Below are 16878 nucleotides of genomic sequence, written 5' to 3' on the forward strand. Positions count from 1 at the left end.
GTCTGGACATGAGACGCCAGGCCTACCTGCTCTTTGGCATGCCTTTGTCGATTCGTGTTAGCCTTTCTTGATGTGAGTCGGATTGCATCTCTCTCAGAGGTTTTTAGGTGAACAAGGCTAGGCGAATTTCACTTTCGGTTTTTGCGTGCGACCCATCGCGGACAAGGGGTCGCAGGATCGTTGAGTCACCACCTCCAACCCGAACTGACTACCAGCGCGACCGCGATCGAATCGTCCACTCCACAGCATTCCGCCGGCTTGTCTACAAGACACAAGTCTTCCTGAACCACGAGGGAGATCTGTTTAGGACCCGGCTGACCCATTCTTTGGAGGTCGCGCAACTCGGGCGGTCTATTGCGCGTTCGTTGCAGATCAACGAAGACTTGGTAGAGGCTATCTCTCTGGCCCATGATCTGGGGCACACCCCGTTTGGGCATGCAGGTCAAGATGCCTTGAATGGCTGCATGGCTGGATTCGGGGGCTTTGAGCACAACTTGCAGAGTTTGCGGGTAGTGGACCAGCTGGAAGAGCGTTACCCACTTTACGACGGACTCAACCTCACGTTCGAGACTCGGGAGGGGATTCTCAAACACTGCTCGCGTACTCACGCTTTGCAGTTGGAGAGCGTGGAGCCCAACGGAGTCGGTGCACGCTTTTTGCGCAATGAGCGGCCGAGCTTGGAGGCGCAGTTGTGCAATCTGGCGGATGAGATTGCGTACAACGCACACGATATTGATGATGGTGTGCGTTCCGGGTTGATTACCTTGGCGCAGTTGCAAGAAGTGCCTTTGTTTGACGCATACCGTTTTTCAGCCCAGAGGGAGCATCCTGACCTTAGCGCGCCATCAATGCAACGTCGCTTGTTGTATGAGGCCATCCGGCGGATGCTCAGTGCGCAGGTGTACGACGTCATTGACACCACAAAAGCCGCGCTGCAAGAGCATGCGCCGGCTCATCCCGATGAGGTGCGGAGGCTCCCGGTTCTTGTGAGCTTTGGTGCCGAGATGCGTGAACGCTCTACTGCACTCAAGCGATTCCTCTTCAAGCATCTATATCGGCATCCCAGGGTGATGGCGACTACAGGCCATGCACAAGAAATTGTGCGTGAGTTGTTCGATGCTTACATGGCCCAGCCTCAAGAAATGAAGGCTGCCTTTGCCGCGCGTGCCTTGGAGGGCGACCGGTACGGGCGAGCGCGGGCGGTGGCCGACTTTATTGCCGGAATGACGGATCGCTTTGCGGTACGGGAACATGAGCGTCTTACAGGGCGTCGCCTGTTGCAGGAATAGCACCCAGTTCGGGGTCAATGCTGGACGAGCTGTGTTGATCTGAGTGCTGCTCGCAGTTGGTGTCGCGAAATATTTAGGCTTGAAGCGACGCCACCGCGTGGAGCATGCTTTGCGCGTGCGTGTGTATTCGTTACCACTACAGTCCTCGTGTCGACGTGGGCTGTTACTTAAGGGCGGTGAGGCTCTAGGTTGGGTCGCCGCTATAGCGAGATCCGCAAGTAACGCACACCGATAAAATCCTCCTCTACCCTGCGCTTTTGCGCGCGCCCATGACATCCTCCGCCACCAACGCCGCTAGGGCGCTCCCCCATTCTGAATCCACAGATACCTACGTCCAGGACACCGTCCGGTGGTTGGAGAGGGCTGTCATTGGGTTGAATCTCTGTCCCTTTGCCAAGTCAGTGCACGTCAAAGGGCAGATTCATCATGTGGTGACCTTGGCTACGACTGCTGAGGATGTGCTGGCGGTGCTGCGCGAAGAACTCCAGGCGCTTGCCAACACACCCGCTGAAGTCAGAGAGACTACGTTGGTGGTGGTGCCGCATTGCTTGCACGACTTCCTGGACTTCAATGACTTTCTGAGTGATGTGGACGACGTGGTGCACGCTATGGGGTTGGAGGGCACGCTGCAGGTCGCAAGCTTTCATCCGCAGTTTCAGTTCGCGGGCACCGATGCAGACGACGTGACCAATTGCACCAACCGTGCTCCGTACCCTACGCTGCATTTGCTGCGCGAGGCCAGTATTGACCGGGCGGTTTCAGTCTTCCCCGAGGCGGAAGCCATTTTCGAGCGCAACATGGAAGTGCTGGAAGAGATGGGCATGGCCGGTTGGCTGGCGCTGGACGTGGGCCCCCATGACAACGGCGGCGAGAGCGTGGCAGGCACCGTCGCCAGCGATGACATTCCGCCAACACGAGGCCCCAGGGTATGAATAAAAGGAAGACATCTGCAGTGACGACCGGAAAGCCCGTCCGCGACCTGAGCAAACCCAAGAGCGAGGGTGCGGAGCTGCAGGAATTGCGTCCAGGCCAATCGGTAGAACTGCTCAAAGAACTGCACATCCTTACCCGGGATGGCCGTCTCAATCAGGACTCGCGCCGCAAGCTCAAGCAGGTGTACCACCTGTTCAATTTCATCGAGCCCTTGCTGACAGAGCTATCTGAGAAGGGTAGTGGGCCCACGCTGGCGGATCACGGCGCGGGCAAATCCTATTTGGGTTTCATCTTGTATGACCTGTATTTCAAGGCGCTGGGTCACGGGCATATCTATGGGGTGGAGACACGGGCGGAGCTGGTAGAGAAGTCGCGCGCGCTCGCGCAACGGCTTCATTTCGAGCGCATGTCGTTCCTGAATCTGTCGGTGGCTGAATCCGCCGATGCCCGGGAGTTGCCCGACCAGATTGATGTGGTCACCGCATTGCACGCTTGCGACACCGCTACTGACGACGCCATCGCATTTGGGTTGCAAAAGAAGGCCCGGGCTATGGTTCTGGTGCCTTGCTGCCAAGCCGAAATGGCGGCCTGCCTGCGCCAAGGTAAGGCCTTGCAGCTGGCGCGTACTCCCCTGGCGGAGCTGTGGCGCCACCCGCTGCATACCCGCGAACTGGGCAGCCAAGTGACCAATGTGCTGCGCTGCCTGTACCTGGAGGCCAGCGGCTACCGGGTCACTGTGACCGAGTTGGTAGGCTGGGAGCACAGCATGAAAAATGAACTCATCATTGCGCGTTACACCGGCCAGAAAAAGCGCAGTGCGGCGGAGCGTTTGCGGGCGCTCCTTGCCGAATTTGGTTTGGAGAAAGTCATGGGCGCACGCTTTGGCGTGGATGCGGTGACAGGCCTGGAAATCCACCCGACCTCCCTCTGACAGCACCCACACAGCGAGCCCGCCCGGTTCTGCAGCAGGCGGGTGCTTTCCTTGGGCAAGTGTGGATGCTGTGTGTTGCCACAACCCATTCAAATAAGGGACAGGTCTATGATCGCAGGCATCCTATTTCTGAATCAAAACCATGGCTCGCCTGCCACGCCTGACCCTGCCAGGTCATCTGCACCACGTCATCCTGAGGGGTAACAACCGCCAACCCATCTTCCACGGCGCTGAAGATTTCGAGGCACTGCTGACGCTGTTGAAAGACGGCGCAGCCAAAGAGACAGTGGCGGTTCACGCCTATGTGCTGATGGACAACCATTTCCACTTGCTCGTCACTCCGACGACGCAAGACGGCCTGCCCCGGATGATGCAGGCGATGGGCCGGCGGTATGTGCAGTATTTCAATCGCCGACACGCCCGTACGGGCACCCTCTGGGAGGGGCGGTACCGGTCCACCGTATTGCAGCCGGAACGGTATTTGCTGGCATGCATGGTGTATCTGGATCTCAACCCTGTGCGGGCCGGGTTGGTGCAGCAACCTGCAGACTACGCCTGGTCCAGCCATGCGCACTGGGTGGGCTTGCGAAACGACCGGTGGTTGGCACCACATGCGCTGTACTGGGCTTTGGGCAACACCCCGTTTGCGCGGGAGGCGGCGTACGCAGCGCTGGTTCAGGCTGGTTTGGGGGCCTCGATGCAAACGTCTCTGACCGATTCGGCACTCAGCGGGTGGGCATTGGGTGATGCGGAGTTCCTGGAGGGGCTTCAGCTGCAAACGCCGCGCCGTGTCACCCGGGGGGCGCCTGGCAGGCCACGAAGTATCAAAAACATAGCGAAAGAAGGTTGATGCGAAAGTGTTACATGATTTGTTTGCTATTATTTTTGATATGTCCCCAATAATTTCCCTGCGATGCATGGATTATCTTAAATAAGAATCTGACCCCATTTAATTTGCTTGCCAACATATGCTGCAATGCACTAATCTCGGCTCCCCTGCGAAAAATATAGGAGTGCGCCATGACCACGGCTGCCGAGATCCAGCATCTGCAACAACACGGTTTGTATTCATCGGGTAACGAACACGACGCCTGTGGCCTCGGTTTTGTGGCCCACATCAAGGGCATCAAGCGCCACGACATCGTGACGCAGGCTCTGAAGATTCTGGAAAACATCGACCACCGTGGTGCGGTGGGTGCTGACCCGCTGATGGGCGACGGCGCCGGCATCCTGATCCAGATCCCTGACGCGCTGTATCGGGAAGAGATGGCCAAGCAAGGCGTGACCTTGCCGGCGGCCGGTGAATACGGCGTGGGCATGATCTTCCTGCCCAAGGAGCACGCTTCGCGCCTGGCCTGCGAGCAGGAGATGGAGCGCGCCATCAAGGCCGAAGGCCAGGTGCTGCTGGGCTGGCGCGACGTGCCGGTCAATGTGGACATGCCCATGTCTCCCACCGTGCGCAAGAAGGAGCCCATCCTGCGCCAGGTCTTCATCGGCCGTGGCAACGACGTGATCGTGCAGGATGCGCTGGAGCGCAAGCTGTACGTGATCCGCAAGACGGCCAGCGCCAACATCCAGGCCCTCAAGCTCAAGCACAGCAAAGAGTATTACGTGCCCAGCATGTCCAGCCGCACGGTGGTGTACAAGGGCCTGCTGCTGGCCGACCAGGTGGGCGTGTACTACAAGGATCTGGCGGACGAGCGCTGCGTCTCGGCCATCGGCCTGGTGCACCAGCGTTTCTCCACCAACACCTTCCCCGAGTGGCCGCTGGCCCACCCCTACCGCTATGTGGCGCACAACGGTGAAATCAACACCGTCAAGGGCAACTACAACTGGATGAAGGCGCGCGAAGGCGTGATGGCCTCGCCCGTGCTGGCAGCCGATCTGCAAAAGCTCTACCCCATCAGCTTTGCTGACCAGTCCGACACGGCCACGTTCGACAACTGCCTGGAACTGCTGACCATGGCGGGCTACCCCATCAGCCAAGCCGTGATGATGATGATCCCCGAGCCCTGGGAGCAGCACACCACCATGGACGAGCGCCGTCGCGCCTTCTACGAATACCACGCCGCGATGCTGGAGCCTTGGGACGGCCCCGCGTCCATCGTGTTCACCGATGGGCGCCAGATCGGCGCCACACTGGACCGCAATGGCCTGCGTCCATCGCGCTACTGCATCACCGACGACGATCTGGTCATCATGGGCTCCGAATCGGGCGTGTTGCCCGTGCCTGAGAACAAGATCGTGCGCAAGTGGCGTCTGCAGCCTGGCAAGATGTTCCTGATCGATCTGGAGCAGGGCCGTCTGATTGAGGACGATGAGCTCAAAGCCAACATCGTCAACACCAAGCCTTACAAGCAGTGGATTGAAAACCTGCGCATCAAGCTCGACAGCATCGAAGCTGGTGCCCAAGCTGCGGCACCGCAGGCTGCCGACCTGCCGCTGCTGGATCGCCAGCAAGCCTTTGGCTACACCCAGGAAGACATCAAGTTCCTGATGGCGCCCATGGCCAAGAACGGCGAAGAAGGCATCGGCTCCATGGGCAACGACAGCCCGCTGGCCGTGCTGTCCGGCAAGAACAAGCCGCTGTACAACTACTTCAAGCAGCTGTTCGCCCAGGTGACGAACCCGCCGATCGACCCGATCCGCGAAGCCATTGTGATGTCGCTGAACAGCTTCATTGGCCCCAAGCCCAACTTGCTGGACATCAACCAGGTCAACCCACCCATGCGGCTGGAAGTGAGCCAGCCCGTGCTGGACTTCGCCGACATGGCCAAGCTGCGCAATATCGAGCAGTACACCAACGGCAAGTTCAAGAGCGCCACCATCGACATCACCTACCCGCTGAGCTGGGGCCGTGAAGGCGTGGAAGCCAAGCTGGCTTCGCTGTGCGCTCAGGCTGTGGATGCCATCAAGGGCGGTGCCAACATCCTCATCATCAGCGACCGCGCCGTGAGCGCCACGCAGGTTGCCATTCCTGCGCTGCTGGCACTGTCTGCCATCCACCAGCATCTGGTGGTCACCGGCCTGCGCACTACAGCGGGCCTGGTGGTCGAGACCGGTACTGCCCGCGAGGTGCACCACTTTGCCGTGCTGGCAGGCTACGGCGCAGAGGCTGTGCACCCCTATCTGGCCATGGAAACCCTGGCCAGCATGCACAAGGACCTGGGTGGTGACCTTTCTGCCGACAAGGCCATCTACAACTACGTCAAGGCGATTGGCAAGGGCCTGTCCAAGATCATGTCCAAGATGGGCGTGAGCACCTACATGAGCTACTGCGGCGCCCAGCTGTTCGAGGCCATCGGTCTGAACTCGGAAACCGTCAGCAAGTACTTCACCGGCACCGCCAGCCGCGTGGAAGGTATCGGTGTGTTCGAAATCGCCGAAGAAGCCATCCGCATGCACAAGGCCGCCTTTGGTGACGACCCCGTGCTCGAAACCATGCTGGACGCCGGTGGTGAATACGCCTGGCGTGCCCGTGGTGAAGACCACATGTGGACGCCGGACGCGATTGCCAAGCTGCAGCACAGCACGCGTGCCAACAACTGGAACACATACAAGGAATACGCCCAGATCATCAACGACCAGAGCAAGCGCCACATGACGCTGCGCGGCCTGTTCGAGTTCAAGATCGACCCGTCCAAGGCGATCTCGATCGACGAGGTCGAGCCTGCCAAGGAAATCGTCAAGCGTTTCGCTACGGGCGCCATGTCGCTCGGCTCCATCTCCACCGAGGCGCACGCCACGTTGGCTGTCGCCATGAACCGCATCGGCGGCAAGAGCAACACGGGTGAAGGTGGTGAAGACGCTGCGCGTTACCGCAACGAACTCAAGGGCATCCCGATCAAGAAGGGCGACAGCCTCAAGAGCGTGATCGGTGCCGAGAACGTCGAGGTCGATCTGCCTTTGCAAGATGGTGATTCGCTGCGCAGTCGGATCAAGCAAGTGGCTTCGGGCCGCTTTGGAGTGACGGCGGAATACCTCTCGTCGGCCGATCAGATCCAGATCAAGATGGCCCAGGGCGCCAAGCCTGGCGAAGGGGGTCAGCTGCCTGGCGGCAAGGTCTCCAACTACATCGGCAAGCTGCGCCACAGCGTGCCCGGTGTGGGCCTGATCTCGCCCCCACCACACCACGACATCTACTCCATCGAGGACTTGGCCCAGCTGATCCACGACCTGAAGAACGTGGCACCGCATGCCGGTATCAGCGTCAAGCTGGTGTCTGAAGTGGGCGTGGGCACCATCGCCGCAGGCGTGGCCAAGTGCAAGAGCGACCACGTCGTGATCGCCGGCCATGATGGCGGCACGGGCGCATCGCCCTGGTCGTCCATCAAGCACGCGGGCGGTCCGTGGGAAATCGGCCTGGCCGAAACCCAGCAGACCCTGGTGCTGAATCGCCTGCGCGGCCGCATTCGTGTGCAGGCCGACGGCCAGATGAAGACGGGCCGTGACGTCGCCATCGGCGCGCTGCTGGGCGCGGACGAATTCGGCTTCGCCACTGCTCCGCTGGTGGTCGAGGGCTGCATCATGATGCGCAAGTGCCACCTGAACACTTGCCCCGTGGGCGTGGCCACGCAAGACCCCGAGCTGCGCAAGAAGTTTTCGGGCAAGCCTGAGCACGTGGTCAACTACTTCTTCTTCATCGCGGAAGAAGTGCGCCAGATCATGGCCCAGCTGGGTATCCGCAAGTTCGACGACCTGATCGGCCGCACCGACCTGCTCGACATGCGCCAGGGCCTGGAACACTGGAAGGCACGCGGCCTGGACTTCAGCCGCCTGTTCGCTCAGCCCAACGTGCCCGCCGACGTGCCCCGCTTCCACGTAGACGTGCAGGACCACAACATCGAGCACACGCTGGACCGCAAGCTCATCGAGCGCAGCAAGCCCGCCATCGAAAAGGGCGAGCGCGTGCAGTTCATCGAAGTGGCGCGCAACGTGAACCGGTCGGTCGGCGCGATGCTGTCCGGCGCTGTCACCCGTGTGCACCCCGAGGGCCTGCCGGACGACACCATCCGCATCCAGCTGGAAGGCACGGGCGGCCAGTCGTTCGGTGCGTTCCTGACGCGCGGCATCACGCTGTACCTGATTGGCGATGCCAACGACTACACCGGCAAGGGCCTGTCGGGCGGCCGCGTGATCGTGCGTCCCAGCATCGACTTCCGGGGCGAGGCCGTGCGCAACACCATCGTGGGCAATACCGTGATGTACGGTGCCACCACCGGTGAGGCCTTCTTCAGCGGCGTGGCTGGCGAGCGCTTTGCCGTGCGTCTGTCGGGTGCCACGGCTGTTGTTGAAGGCACAGGCGACCATGGCTGCGAGTACATGACCGGCGGTACCGTCGTCGTGCTCGGCAAGACAGGCCGCAACTTCGCGGCCGGTATGAGCGGCGGCGTGGCCTACGTCTATGACGAAGATGGCCAGTTCGACACGCGCTGCAACCTGTCGATGGTGACGCTGGAGCGCATCCTGCCCGCCACCGAGCAGGAGGCCACCGTGCCCCGCTCGATCTGGCACAACGGCCAGACGGACGAGGCCCAGCTCAAGAAGCTGCTGGAAGACCACAACCGCTGGACAGGCAGCAAGCGCGCGCGCGAGCTGCTGGACAACTGGGCCGCTTCGCGCAGCAAGTTCGTCAAGGTCTTCCCGACCGAGTACAAGCGTGCGTTGGCTGAAATTTATGAACGAAAAGTGCTGGAGGAGTCCGCTACACCAGCGGTAGCTGCTACCAAAAAAGAAGTGGCTCCTGCCAAGTAAGGCGACGCCATCCCCCTTCGCACAGCATTCATAGACAAGGACATCGTCATGGGAAAAACTACCGGCTTCATGGAATACGAGCGCATCGAAGAGGGCTACAAGCCCGTGCCCGAGCGCCTGAAGCATTACAAGGAATTTGTCATCGGCCTCGACGAAAGCCAGGCCAAGGTGCAAGGCGCGCGCTGCATGGACTGCGGCACGCCGTTCTGCAACAACGGCTGCCCGGTGAACAACATCATTCCGGACTTCAACGACCTCGTGTACCACGCGGACTGGAAGAGCGCGATCGAGGTGCTGCACAGCACCAACAACTTCCCCGAGTTCACCGGCCGCATCTGCCCTGCGCCTTGCGAGGCGGCCTGCGTGCTGAATGTGAACGACGACGCCGTGGGCATCAAGTCCATCGAGCACGCGATCATCGACCGCGCCTGGGAAGAGGGCTGGGTGAAGCCCCGTCCCGCCAAGCACCAAACGGGCAAGAAGGTTGCCGTGGTGGGCTCTGGCCCCGCAGGCCTTGCCGCTGCCCAGCAACTGGCCCGCGCAGGCCACAGCGTCACGCTGTTTGAAAAGAACGACCGCGTGGGCGGCCTGCTGCGCTACGGCATCCCCGACTTCAAGATGGAGAAGTCGCACATTGACCGCCGCGTGAAGCAGCTCGAAGCCGAAGGCGTAGTCATCCGCACCAGCGTGTTCGTGGGCGCTGCCAAGGACGGTCTGGGCAAGGACTCCAAGGTCACCAACTGGGCCAAGGAAACCATTACGCCCGAGCAGCTGAACAAGGAGTTCGACGCCGTGCTGCTGACCGGTGGCGCCGAGCAATCGCGCGACCTGCCTGTGCCTGGCCGCGAGCTCGATGGCATTCACTTCGCCATGGAGTTCCTGCCCCAGCAGAACAAGGTCAACGCGGGCGACAAGCTCAAGGGCCAGATCACGGCGACGGGTAAGCACGTCATTGTGATCGGTGGCGGCGACACCGGCAGCGACTGCGTGGGCACCAGCAACCGCCATGGTGCGGCCAGCGTTACCCAGTTCGAGGTCATGCCCCAGCCCCCCGAAGTGGAAAACCGCCCCCTGACCTGGCCTTACTGGCCACTGAAGCTGCGCACCAGCTCCAGCCACGAAGAAGGCTGCGTGCGTGAGTTCGCGATCTCCACCAAGGAGTTCGTCGGCGAAAAGGGCAAGGTCAAGGGCCTGACCACCGTGCAGGTCGAGTTCAAGGACGGCAAGCTGGTCGAAATCCCCGGCACCGAGAAGCACTACCAGGCCGACCTGGTGCTGCTGGCCATGGGCTTCGTGAGCCCGGTGGCCCCAGTGCTGGACGCATTCGGCGTGGAGAAGGACGCCCGTGGCAATGCCCGCGCCACGACCGACTTTGAGGGCGGCTATGCCACCAACGTGCCCAAGGTGTTTGCGGCCGGCGACATCCGTCGCGGCCAGTCGCTGGTGGTCTGGGCCATCCGCGAAGGCCGCCAGGCTGCGCGCGCCGTGGACGAGTTCCTCATGGGTTATTCGGACCTGCCACGCTGATCCTGCGCATTGCGCACCCTCACGGTCATGGCGCCTTCGGGCGCCGTTTGTATTGGTGGGGCTTGGCTTCAAGCTGTGGCAATGACCGGGCGTCAGCCTTCTGGAGGCTTTGTTGGCACAATCAGGGGTTCTGTCAATCCGGGCTTGCCTCGGTCCCAAGGGGTGGGGCTCTGCCTGTTGTGCTTTTCTTTACAAACATACGTGAATGTATGTTTGTGTCTTCAGCTACCATCTGCGCTCCGTTTTTCGGGGGCGGGTGGTGTTTTGGCAGGCCCGAATTCCGATCACTCCTTCTTGCATGGCCGAGTCCTCCTTTCTTGCCGAGTTGCGCAACGTCACCTTTTCGTACGGTGACCGCGTGATCCTGCGCGACGTGACGCTGGCGGTTCCGCGCGGCAAGGTCACGGCGCTGATGGGGGCATCGGGGGGGGGCAAAACCACCGTGCTGCGCTTGATCGGAGGGCAGCACAAGGCCCAGAGCGGCCAGGTGCTGGTCAACGGCCAGGACGTCGGGCGCATGGACGTGCAGGCTTTGTACGCCGCGCGCCGGCGCATGGGCATGCTGTTCCAGTTCGGGGCGCTGTTTACCGACCTCAGCGTGTTCGAGAACGTGGCGTTTCCGCTGCGTGAGCACACCGATTTGTCCGAAGACCTGATTCGCGATGTCGTGCTGATGAAGCTGCACGCGGTGGGTCTGCGGGGAGCCCGTGACCTGATGCCCAGCCAGATCTCGGGCGGCATGGCGCGCCGCGTGGCGCTGGCCCGTGCGATCGTGCTGGACCCGGAACTGGTCATGTACGACGAGCCCTTTGCGGGCCTGGACCCGATTTCCCTGGGCACGGCGGCGCAGCTGATTCGCCAGCTCAACGACGCCATGGGGCTCACCAGCATCGTCGTGTCGCATGACCTGGAAGAGACCTTCCGCCTGGCGGACCACGTGATCATCCTGGGCGAAGGCGTGGTGGCAGCCCAAGGCACGCCCGAAGAGGTGCTTGCCAGCCGCGATCCGCTGGTGCACCAATTTGTGAATGCCCTGCCTGCAGGGCCTGTGCCGTTCCATTACCCCGGCCCGGTCGTAGCGGAGGATTTTGGACCAGTGGGAGGGCGTGCGCTATGAGCTGGTACAAGCCCTCCGACGTTGGCTTTGCGGTGCGCCACAAGCTCGCCGATATCGGTATGGGCGCACGGCTCTTCGGGCGGCTGGTGCGGTTGCTGGGTGCCACGTTTCTGCGGCCCGCGCTGGTGCGCGACCAAGTGCATTTTTTGGGCAACTATTCGTTGGCCATCATCGCCGTGTCGGGCCTGTTCGTCGGGTTTGTGCTGGGCTTGCAGGGCTACTACACGCTGCAGCGGTACGGCTCGTCCGAGGCGCTGGGCCTGCTGGTGGCCTTGAGCCTGGTGCGCGAGCTGGGGCCTGTGGTCACGGCGCTGTTGTTTGCGGGACGCGCTGGCACATCGCTCACGGCCGAAATCGGCCTGATGTGCGCGGGTGAGCAGCTCAGCGCCATGGAGATGATGGCGGTGGACCCGGTGCAGCGCATCCTGGCTCCACGATTCTGGGCCGGTGTGATCACCATGCCGCTGCTGGCGGCGGTGTTCAGTGCGGTGGGCATCATCGGCGGCTGGATCGTCGGGGTGCTCATGATCGGCATCGACCCCGGCGCGTTCTGGAGCCAGATGCAGGGCGGGGTGGATGTCTGGAAGGACCTGGGCAACGGCGTGCTCAAAAGTGTGGTCTTTGGCTTCACGGTAACTTTTGTGGCGCTGCTGCAGGGCTACGCCGCCAAACCCACCCCCGAAGGGGTGTCGCGCGCCACCACGCGCACCGTGGTCATGGCGTCTTTGGCGGTGCTGGCACTGGACTTCGTGCTCACTGCGCTGATGTTCAGTATCTGACGCTGGCGGTGCTGGCAGTTCTAGGAATCAAAGGTATGCAACGTTCCAAAAACGATCTGTGGGTAGGGCTCTTCGTGATGCTGGGCGCGGTGGCACTGGTGTTTCTGGCGCTGCAGTCGGCCAATCTGCTGAGCCTGCAATTCCATTCGGGCTACCGCATCACTGCCAAGTTCGACAACATCGGTGGCCTCAAGCCCCAGGCAGCAGTGCGCAGCGCCGGAGTGGTGGTGGGGCGCGTGGAGTCCATCACTTTTGACGACAAGACCTTCCAGGCGCGTGTCACGCTGGCCATGGAAGACCGCTACGCCTTCCCCAAGGACAGCTCCCTCAAGATCCTGACCAGCGGCCTGCTGGGTGAGCAGTACATCGGGATCGAGGCCGGTGCCGACGAAAAAAACCTGGCGGCGGGCGACACGATCACGTCCACCCAGTCGGCAGTGGTGCTTGAGAACCTTATCGGACAATTTCTTTACAGCAAAGCCGAAGACGGCGCAAAACCTGCAGGGACAGGTGGCAAAAAATGATGCATTCACTTCTTACATTCCGCGCCAGCATCGCTGGTGACAGGTGGTCGATTTCCCGCCTGGCGACAGGCCTGGCGCTGCTGCTGGGGGGTGTGCTGCTCACCGGGTGCGCCACGGTGGCCAACCCTGACCCCCGCGACCCGCTGGAGTCTTACAACCGCAGCATGACCAACTTCAATGAACAGGTCGATGCCATGGTGCTCAAGCCCGTGGCGACGGCGTATAAGGAGGTCACGCCCGCGCCCGTGCGCACAGGGGTCAGCAACTTCTTTGCAAACCTGGGCGATGTCTGGTCCTTTGTGAACAACGTGCTGCAGCTGCGCGGCGAAGCCGCTGCGTCCAGCTTCATGCGGGTCAATGTGAACACCTTCATGGGCCTGGGTGGCTTGCTGGACATCGCCAGCGAGCTGGGCATTGACCGCTACAAGCAGGACTTTGGCCTGACCCTGGGGCGCTGGGGCGTGGGCACGGGGCCGTATCTGGTGCTGCCCATCCTGGGGCCTTCCACCATCCGCGACACGTTCGCTCTGCCGGTGGACATGAAGGGCAATGTGGTGAGCTACGTGGACCCGGTCTCTGCCCGCAATTCGTTGTATGCCCTGCGCGTGGTGGACACGCGGGCCAACCTGCTGCGCGCCAGCTCGGTGCTCGACAGCGCTGCTCTGGACAAGTACAGCTTTACGCGTGACGTGTACCTGCAAGTGCGCAGCCATGCCGGTGAGGCGCAGAATGACGACGGCAAGGACGACGGCGGCGCCAGCAACGGCGTACTGCCGGAAGAGCCTCCCCGCTGATGGCCTGCCGGGCGGGGCACCATGCTCCGCCCTGGGCCTGGCCCTGTTGCACTTGCTTGCAACCCGCAACCGCTGCGACGCATGCTGGTGGGTCAGCACCTCCACAATGATTTGACGGGCACAAGCCCGCACCGATGAAAGCCGAGAAGATGATGAATCGACGTTCCCTGGGCCGTGCCGCCCTTTGCATTGCAGCCAGTGCCGCGTTCAGCCTGCCGCTGTCCGCTTTGGCGGCCGATGAGGCACCCGATGCGCTGATCAAGCGGCTGTCCGCCGATGTGCTCAACACGGTGAAGTCCGACAAGGCCATCCAGGCCGGAGACCTGAGCAAGGTGATCGCCTTGGTCGATAAAACGGTGATGCCCAACGTCAACTTCCGCCGCATGACGGCCGCCGCCGTCGGCCCCGGCTGGCGCCAGGCCACGCCCGAGCAGCAAAAGCGCCTGCAGGACGAGTTCAAGATCCTGCTGGTGCGCACCTATGCCGGGGCGCTGGCCCAGGTCAATGACCAGACCATCCAGGTCAAGCCCCTGCGTGCAGCCGCCGAAGACAAGGACGTGCTGGTCCGCACCGAAATCGTGGGCCGCGGCGACCCCATCCAGCTCGACTACCGCCTCGAAAAGACCCCGGGCGATGGTGCAGGCTGGAAGATCTACAACCTGAATGTGCTGGGCGTCTGGCTGGTCGAAACCTACCGTGGCCAGTTCGCGCAGGAGATCAATGCCAAGGGCATTGAAGGCCTGATCGACACCCTGGCCGCCCGCAACAAGACCAATGCGGGCACTGCCAAGGGCTGACAGCCCCCTCGCCATGCTGGTGCTGCCTCCCGAACTCACCCACCGTCAGGCCACCGCCTGCCTGCACATGCTCAAGCAGGGCCTGCGGGTGCACCGCGACAGCACGGTGGTGGTGGATGCCCATGCGCTGACGGTGTTCGATACCTCGGCCCTCGCCGTGCTGCTCGAATGCCGGCGCGAAGCCTTGTCCGAGGGCAAGCAGTTTGCCGTGCAAGGCATGCCAACTGGTCTGGCGGGCATGGCGGGGTTGTACGGGGTGGATGCGCTGCTGGTCGCCGCACCTTGATACGAAATAACTTTCATGGTCCCGGTGGCTTTGCCGACCCAAGCCATGAAACTGAGGGCCCACAGCGCCCGACAGGGGCCATTGAAGCGGTCGCCCTGCCTGCAGAGGGCTGAGGCCTTAAAATCGAAGGCTTCATGCCCGCAGTCTCCTTCCAAGCCATCTCCAAGACCTTTGCCACGCCCAAAGGCCCTTTTCAGGCACTGAACCAGGTCAACCTGGACATTGAGGAGGGCGAGTTCTTTGGGCTCCTCGGCCCCAACGGTGCCGGCAAAACCACCCTGATCAGCATCCTGGCCGGCCTGGCGCGTGCCACCAGCGGCCGCGTGCTGGTTCAGGGCAGCGACGTGCAGGCCCAGTACGCCGACGCCCGCCGCAAGCTGGGCATCGTGCCGCAAGAGCTGGTGTTCGACCCCTTCTTCAACGTGCGCGAGGCGCTGCGCATCCAGTCGGGCTACTTCGGCGTGAAGAACAACGACGCCTGGATCGACGAGCTGCTCGAAAACCTGGGCCTGGCCGACAAGGCCAACGCCAACATGCGCCAGCTGTCGGGCGGCATGAAGCGCCGCGTGCTGGTTGCGCAGGCGTTGGTGCACAAGCCGCCCATCATCGTGCTCGACGAGCCCACGGCGGGCGTGGACGTGGAACTGCGCCAGACCCTGTGGCACTTCATCGCCCGCCTGAACAAGGAGGGGCACACCGTGCTGCTCACCACTCATTACCTCGAAGAAGCCGAAGCCCTGTGCGGTCGCATCGCCATGCTCAAGGCCGGGCAGGTGGTGGCGCTGAACCGCACCAGTGAGCTGCTCAAGGCGGCCTCGGGCAGCGTGCTGCAGTTCAAGACCGACACGGCCCTGCCGCCCGCGCTGGCTGCCGTGGCGCGGGTCACCGGTCGCATCGTCCAGTTGCCCGCCCACGACGCGGCAGAGATTGAAAACCACCTGGCTGCCTTGCGCGTGGCCGGGGTCGAGGTGCAGGACATGGAGATTCGCCGGCCCGATCTGGAGGATGTGTTCTTGCAGGTGATGTCGGGCACGTCGGCTTCCAACATCCCGCTGGAGGGCGTCGCGCTATGACCGGCTGGCAGACGCTGTTTTACAAGGAAGTTTTGCGCTTCTGGAAGGTCAGCTTCCAGACCGTCGCGGCTCCCGTGCTCACGGCGGTGCTGTACCTGTTGATCTTCGGCCATGTGCTCGAGGACCATGTGAAGGTCTACGACCGCATCAGCTACACGGCCTTCCTGGTGCCGGGCCTCGTGATGATGAGCGTGCTGCAGAACGCGTTCGCCAACAGCTCGTCCAGCATCATCCAGAGCAAGATCATGGGCAGCCTGGTGTTTGTGCTGCTCACGCCGCTGTCGCACTGGGCTTGGTTCTGCGCTTACGTGGGCTCGTCCATCGTGCGCGGGCTGGTGGTGGGGCTGGGCGTGTTCATCGTCACGCTGGCGTTTGCGCGGCCGGAGTTTGCGGCGCCGCTGTGGATTCTGGTGTTTGCCTTGCTGGGCGCGGCACTGCTGGCCACGCTGGGGCTGATTGCGGGGCTCTGGGCCGACAAGTTCGACCAGATGGCCGCGTTCCAGAACTTCATCATCGTGCCCATGACCTTCCTGTCGGGCGTGTTCTATTCGATCCAGTCGCTGCCTCCGTTCTGGCAGGCCGTGAGCCACCTCAACCCGTTCTTCTACATGATCGACGGCTTCCGCTACGGCTTCTTCGGCCAGAGCGACACCTCGCCCTGGCTCAGCCTGGGCATCGTGGGCATCGCCTGGCTGGCCGTAAGCGCGCTGGCCGTGCACCTCTTGCGCACGGGCTACAAGATTCGGAATTGACATGACCGCTGACCAACTCAAAGACATCATCACCGCTGGCCTGGCCTGCGAACACATCACGCTCGAAGGCGACGGCCGCCACTGGTACGCGACCATCGTCTCGGCGGAGTTCGAGGGCAAGCGCGCCATCCAGCGCCACCAGCGCGTATATGCCACGCTGGGGGCGAAAATGCACACCGACGAGGTGCATGCGCTGTCGATGAAGACCCTCACACCGGCCGAATGGGCTGCCCAGGCGCAGTAGCGCCTGCACACCCACTAGAACTCACTTTTTGATAGCTGCTGGCGCATATTCCACTAGCGCAAGCGGCACTTTTGACCC

The 16878-nt window shown here is 62.2% G+C and carries 15 protein-coding genes; all 15 read left to right on the plus strand.

Annotated elements, in window-relative coordinates:
- Nucleotides 1–107: 107 nt before the first annotated feature.
- The 15 genes from ACODSM_RS18575 (at nucleotide 108) to ACODSM_RS18645 (ending at nucleotide 16800) form a co-directional block, all read left to right on the plus strand.
- Complete coding sequence (locus ACODSM_RS18575; RefSeq protein ID WP_488806492.1) at nucleotides 108–1289, plus strand: deoxyguanosinetriphosphate triphosphohydrolase; 1182 nt, start codon at nucleotides 108–110, stop codon at nucleotides 1287–1289.
- A 269-nt stretch (nucleotides 1290–1558) separates the two neighbouring features.
- Nucleotides 1559–2221, plus strand: a complete 663-nt coding sequence (locus ACODSM_RS18580; RefSeq protein ID WP_488806493.1) for a DUF1415 domain-containing protein — start codon at nucleotides 1559–1561, stop codon at nucleotides 2219–2221.
- Nucleotides 2222–2241: 20 nt separating this feature from the next.
- Nucleotides 2242–3153 (plus strand): class I SAM-dependent methyltransferase, encoded by a 912-nt coding sequence (locus ACODSM_RS18585; protein WP_488806494.1) that lies wholly within the window; start codon nucleotides 2242–2244, stop codon nucleotides 3151–3153.
- 142 nt (nucleotides 3154–3295) lie between these two features.
- Nucleotides 3296–4003: an REP-associated tyrosine transposase gene (locus ACODSM_RS18590; RefSeq protein WP_488806495.1), complete on the plus strand. Its 708-nt coding sequence runs from the start codon at nucleotides 3296–3298 to the stop codon at nucleotides 4001–4003.
- Between the two features lie 170 nt (nucleotides 4004–4173).
- Nucleotides 4174–8907, plus strand: a complete 4734-nt coding sequence (locus ACODSM_RS18595) for a glutamate synthase-related protein (protein ID WP_110959744.1) — start codon at nucleotides 4174–4176, stop codon at nucleotides 8905–8907.
- Between the two features lie 48 nt (nucleotides 8908–8955).
- A complete protein-coding gene (locus ACODSM_RS18600; RefSeq protein ID WP_488806496.1) occupies nucleotides 8956–10434 on the plus strand; it encodes a glutamate synthase subunit beta in 1479 nt (492 codons plus the stop codon).
- Between the two features lie 298 nt (nucleotides 10435–10732).
- Nucleotides 10733–11551 carry an ABC transporter ATP-binding protein gene (locus ACODSM_RS18605; RefSeq protein WP_488806497.1) on the plus strand — a complete coding sequence of 273 codons (819 nt, stop codon included), beginning with the start codon at nucleotides 10733–10735 and terminating at the stop codon, nucleotides 11549–11551.
- Nucleotides 11548–12330, plus strand: coding sequence for a lipid asymmetry maintenance ABC transporter permease subunit MlaE (gene mlaE / locus ACODSM_RS18610; RefSeq protein WP_488806498.1), 783 nt, complete (start codon nucleotides 11548–11550; stop codon nucleotides 12328–12330). The genes ACODSM_RS18605 and mlaE overlap by 4 nt, the downstream gene beginning before the upstream one ends.
- 35 nt (nucleotides 12331–12365) lie before the next feature.
- On the plus strand, nucleotides 12366–12854 hold the full coding sequence (mlaD, locus tag ACODSM_RS18615; protein WP_015012671.1) for an outer membrane lipid asymmetry maintenance protein MlaD: 489 nt from the start codon (nucleotides 12366–12368) through the stop codon (nucleotides 12852–12854).
- Nucleotides 12851–13648, plus strand: a complete 798-nt coding sequence (locus tag ACODSM_RS18620) for an MlaA family lipoprotein (protein ID WP_488806499.1) — start codon at nucleotides 12851–12853, stop codon at nucleotides 13646–13648. The genes mlaD and ACODSM_RS18620 overlap by 4 nt, the downstream gene beginning before the upstream one ends.
- A 149-nt stretch (nucleotides 13649–13797) precedes the next feature.
- Nucleotides 13798–14445, plus strand: coding sequence for an MlaC/ttg2D family ABC transporter substrate-binding protein (locus ACODSM_RS18625; protein WP_295937785.1), 648 nt, complete (start codon nucleotides 13798–13800; stop codon nucleotides 14443–14445).
- Between the two features lie 13 nt (nucleotides 14446–14458).
- Nucleotides 14459–14731, plus strand: a complete 273-nt coding sequence (locus ACODSM_RS18630) for an STAS domain-containing protein (RefSeq protein WP_309826443.1) — start codon at nucleotides 14459–14461, stop codon at nucleotides 14729–14731.
- Nucleotides 14732–14865: 134 nt separating this feature from the next.
- Nucleotides 14866–15804, plus strand: a complete 939-nt coding sequence (locus ACODSM_RS18635; RefSeq protein WP_015012675.1) for an ABC transporter ATP-binding protein — start codon at nucleotides 14866–14868, stop codon at nucleotides 15802–15804.
- On the plus strand, nucleotides 15801–16556 hold the full coding sequence (locus tag ACODSM_RS18640) for an ABC transporter permease (protein ID WP_488806500.1): 756 nt from the start codon (nucleotides 15801–15803) through the stop codon (nucleotides 16554–16556). Before ACODSM_RS18635 ends, ACODSM_RS18640 begins: the two co-directional genes overlap by 4 nt.
- Before the next feature lies 1 nt (nucleotide 16557).
- Complete coding sequence (locus ACODSM_RS18645) at nucleotides 16558–16800, plus strand: BolA family protein (RefSeq protein WP_094286504.1); 243 nt, start codon at nucleotides 16558–16560, stop codon at nucleotides 16798–16800.
- Nucleotides 16801–16878 lie beyond the last annotated feature (78 nt).

This window comes from Acidovorax sp. FG42 (assembly GCF_057809195.1).

Coding starts and splice junctions, on each gene's coding strand:
- ACODSM_RS18635 (WP_015012675.1), top strand. CDS start 14,866: ATGCCCGCAGTCTCCTTCCAAGCCATCTCCAAGACCTTTGCCACGCCC.
- ACODSM_RS18600 (WP_488806496.1), top strand. CDS start 8,956: ATGGGAAAAACTACCGGCTTCATGGAATACGAGCGCATCGAAGAGGGC.
- mlaE (WP_488806498.1), top strand. CDS start 11,548: ATGAGCTGGTACAAGCCCTCCGACGTTGGCTTTGCGGTGCGCCACAAG.
- ACODSM_RS18625 (WP_295937785.1), top strand. CDS start 13,798: ATGATGAATCGACGTTCCCTGGGCCGTGCCGCCCTTTGCATTGCAGCC.
- ACODSM_RS18630 (WP_309826443.1), top strand. CDS start 14,459: ATGCTGGTGCTGCCTCCCGAACTCACCCACCGTCAGGCCACCGCCTGC.
- ACODSM_RS18595 (WP_110959744.1), top strand. CDS start 4,174: ATGACCACGGCTGCCGAGATCCAGCATCTGCAACAACACGGTTTGTAT.
- ACODSM_RS18605 (WP_488806497.1), top strand. CDS start 10,733: ATGGCCGAGTCCTCCTTTCTTGCCGAGTTGCGCAACGTCACCTTTTCG.
- ACODSM_RS18645 (WP_094286504.1), top strand. CDS start 16,558: ATGACCGCTGACCAACTCAAAGACATCATCACCGCTGGCCTGGCCTGC.
- ACODSM_RS18590 (WP_488806495.1), top strand. CDS start 3,296: ATGGCTCGCCTGCCACGCCTGACCCTGCCAGGTCATCTGCACCACGTC.
- ACODSM_RS18580 (WP_488806493.1), top strand. CDS start 1,559: ATGACATCCTCCGCCACCAACGCCGCTAGGGCGCTCCCCCATTCTGAA.
- mlaD (WP_015012671.1), top strand. CDS start 12,366: ATGCAACGTTCCAAAAACGATCTGTGGGTAGGGCTCTTCGTGATGCTG.
- ACODSM_RS18620 (WP_488806499.1), top strand. CDS start 12,851: ATGATGCATTCACTTCTTACATTCCGCGCCAGCATCGCTGGTGACAGG.
- ACODSM_RS18640 (WP_488806500.1), top strand. CDS start 15,801: ATGACCGGCTGGCAGACGCTGTTTTACAAGGAAGTTTTGCGCTTCTGG.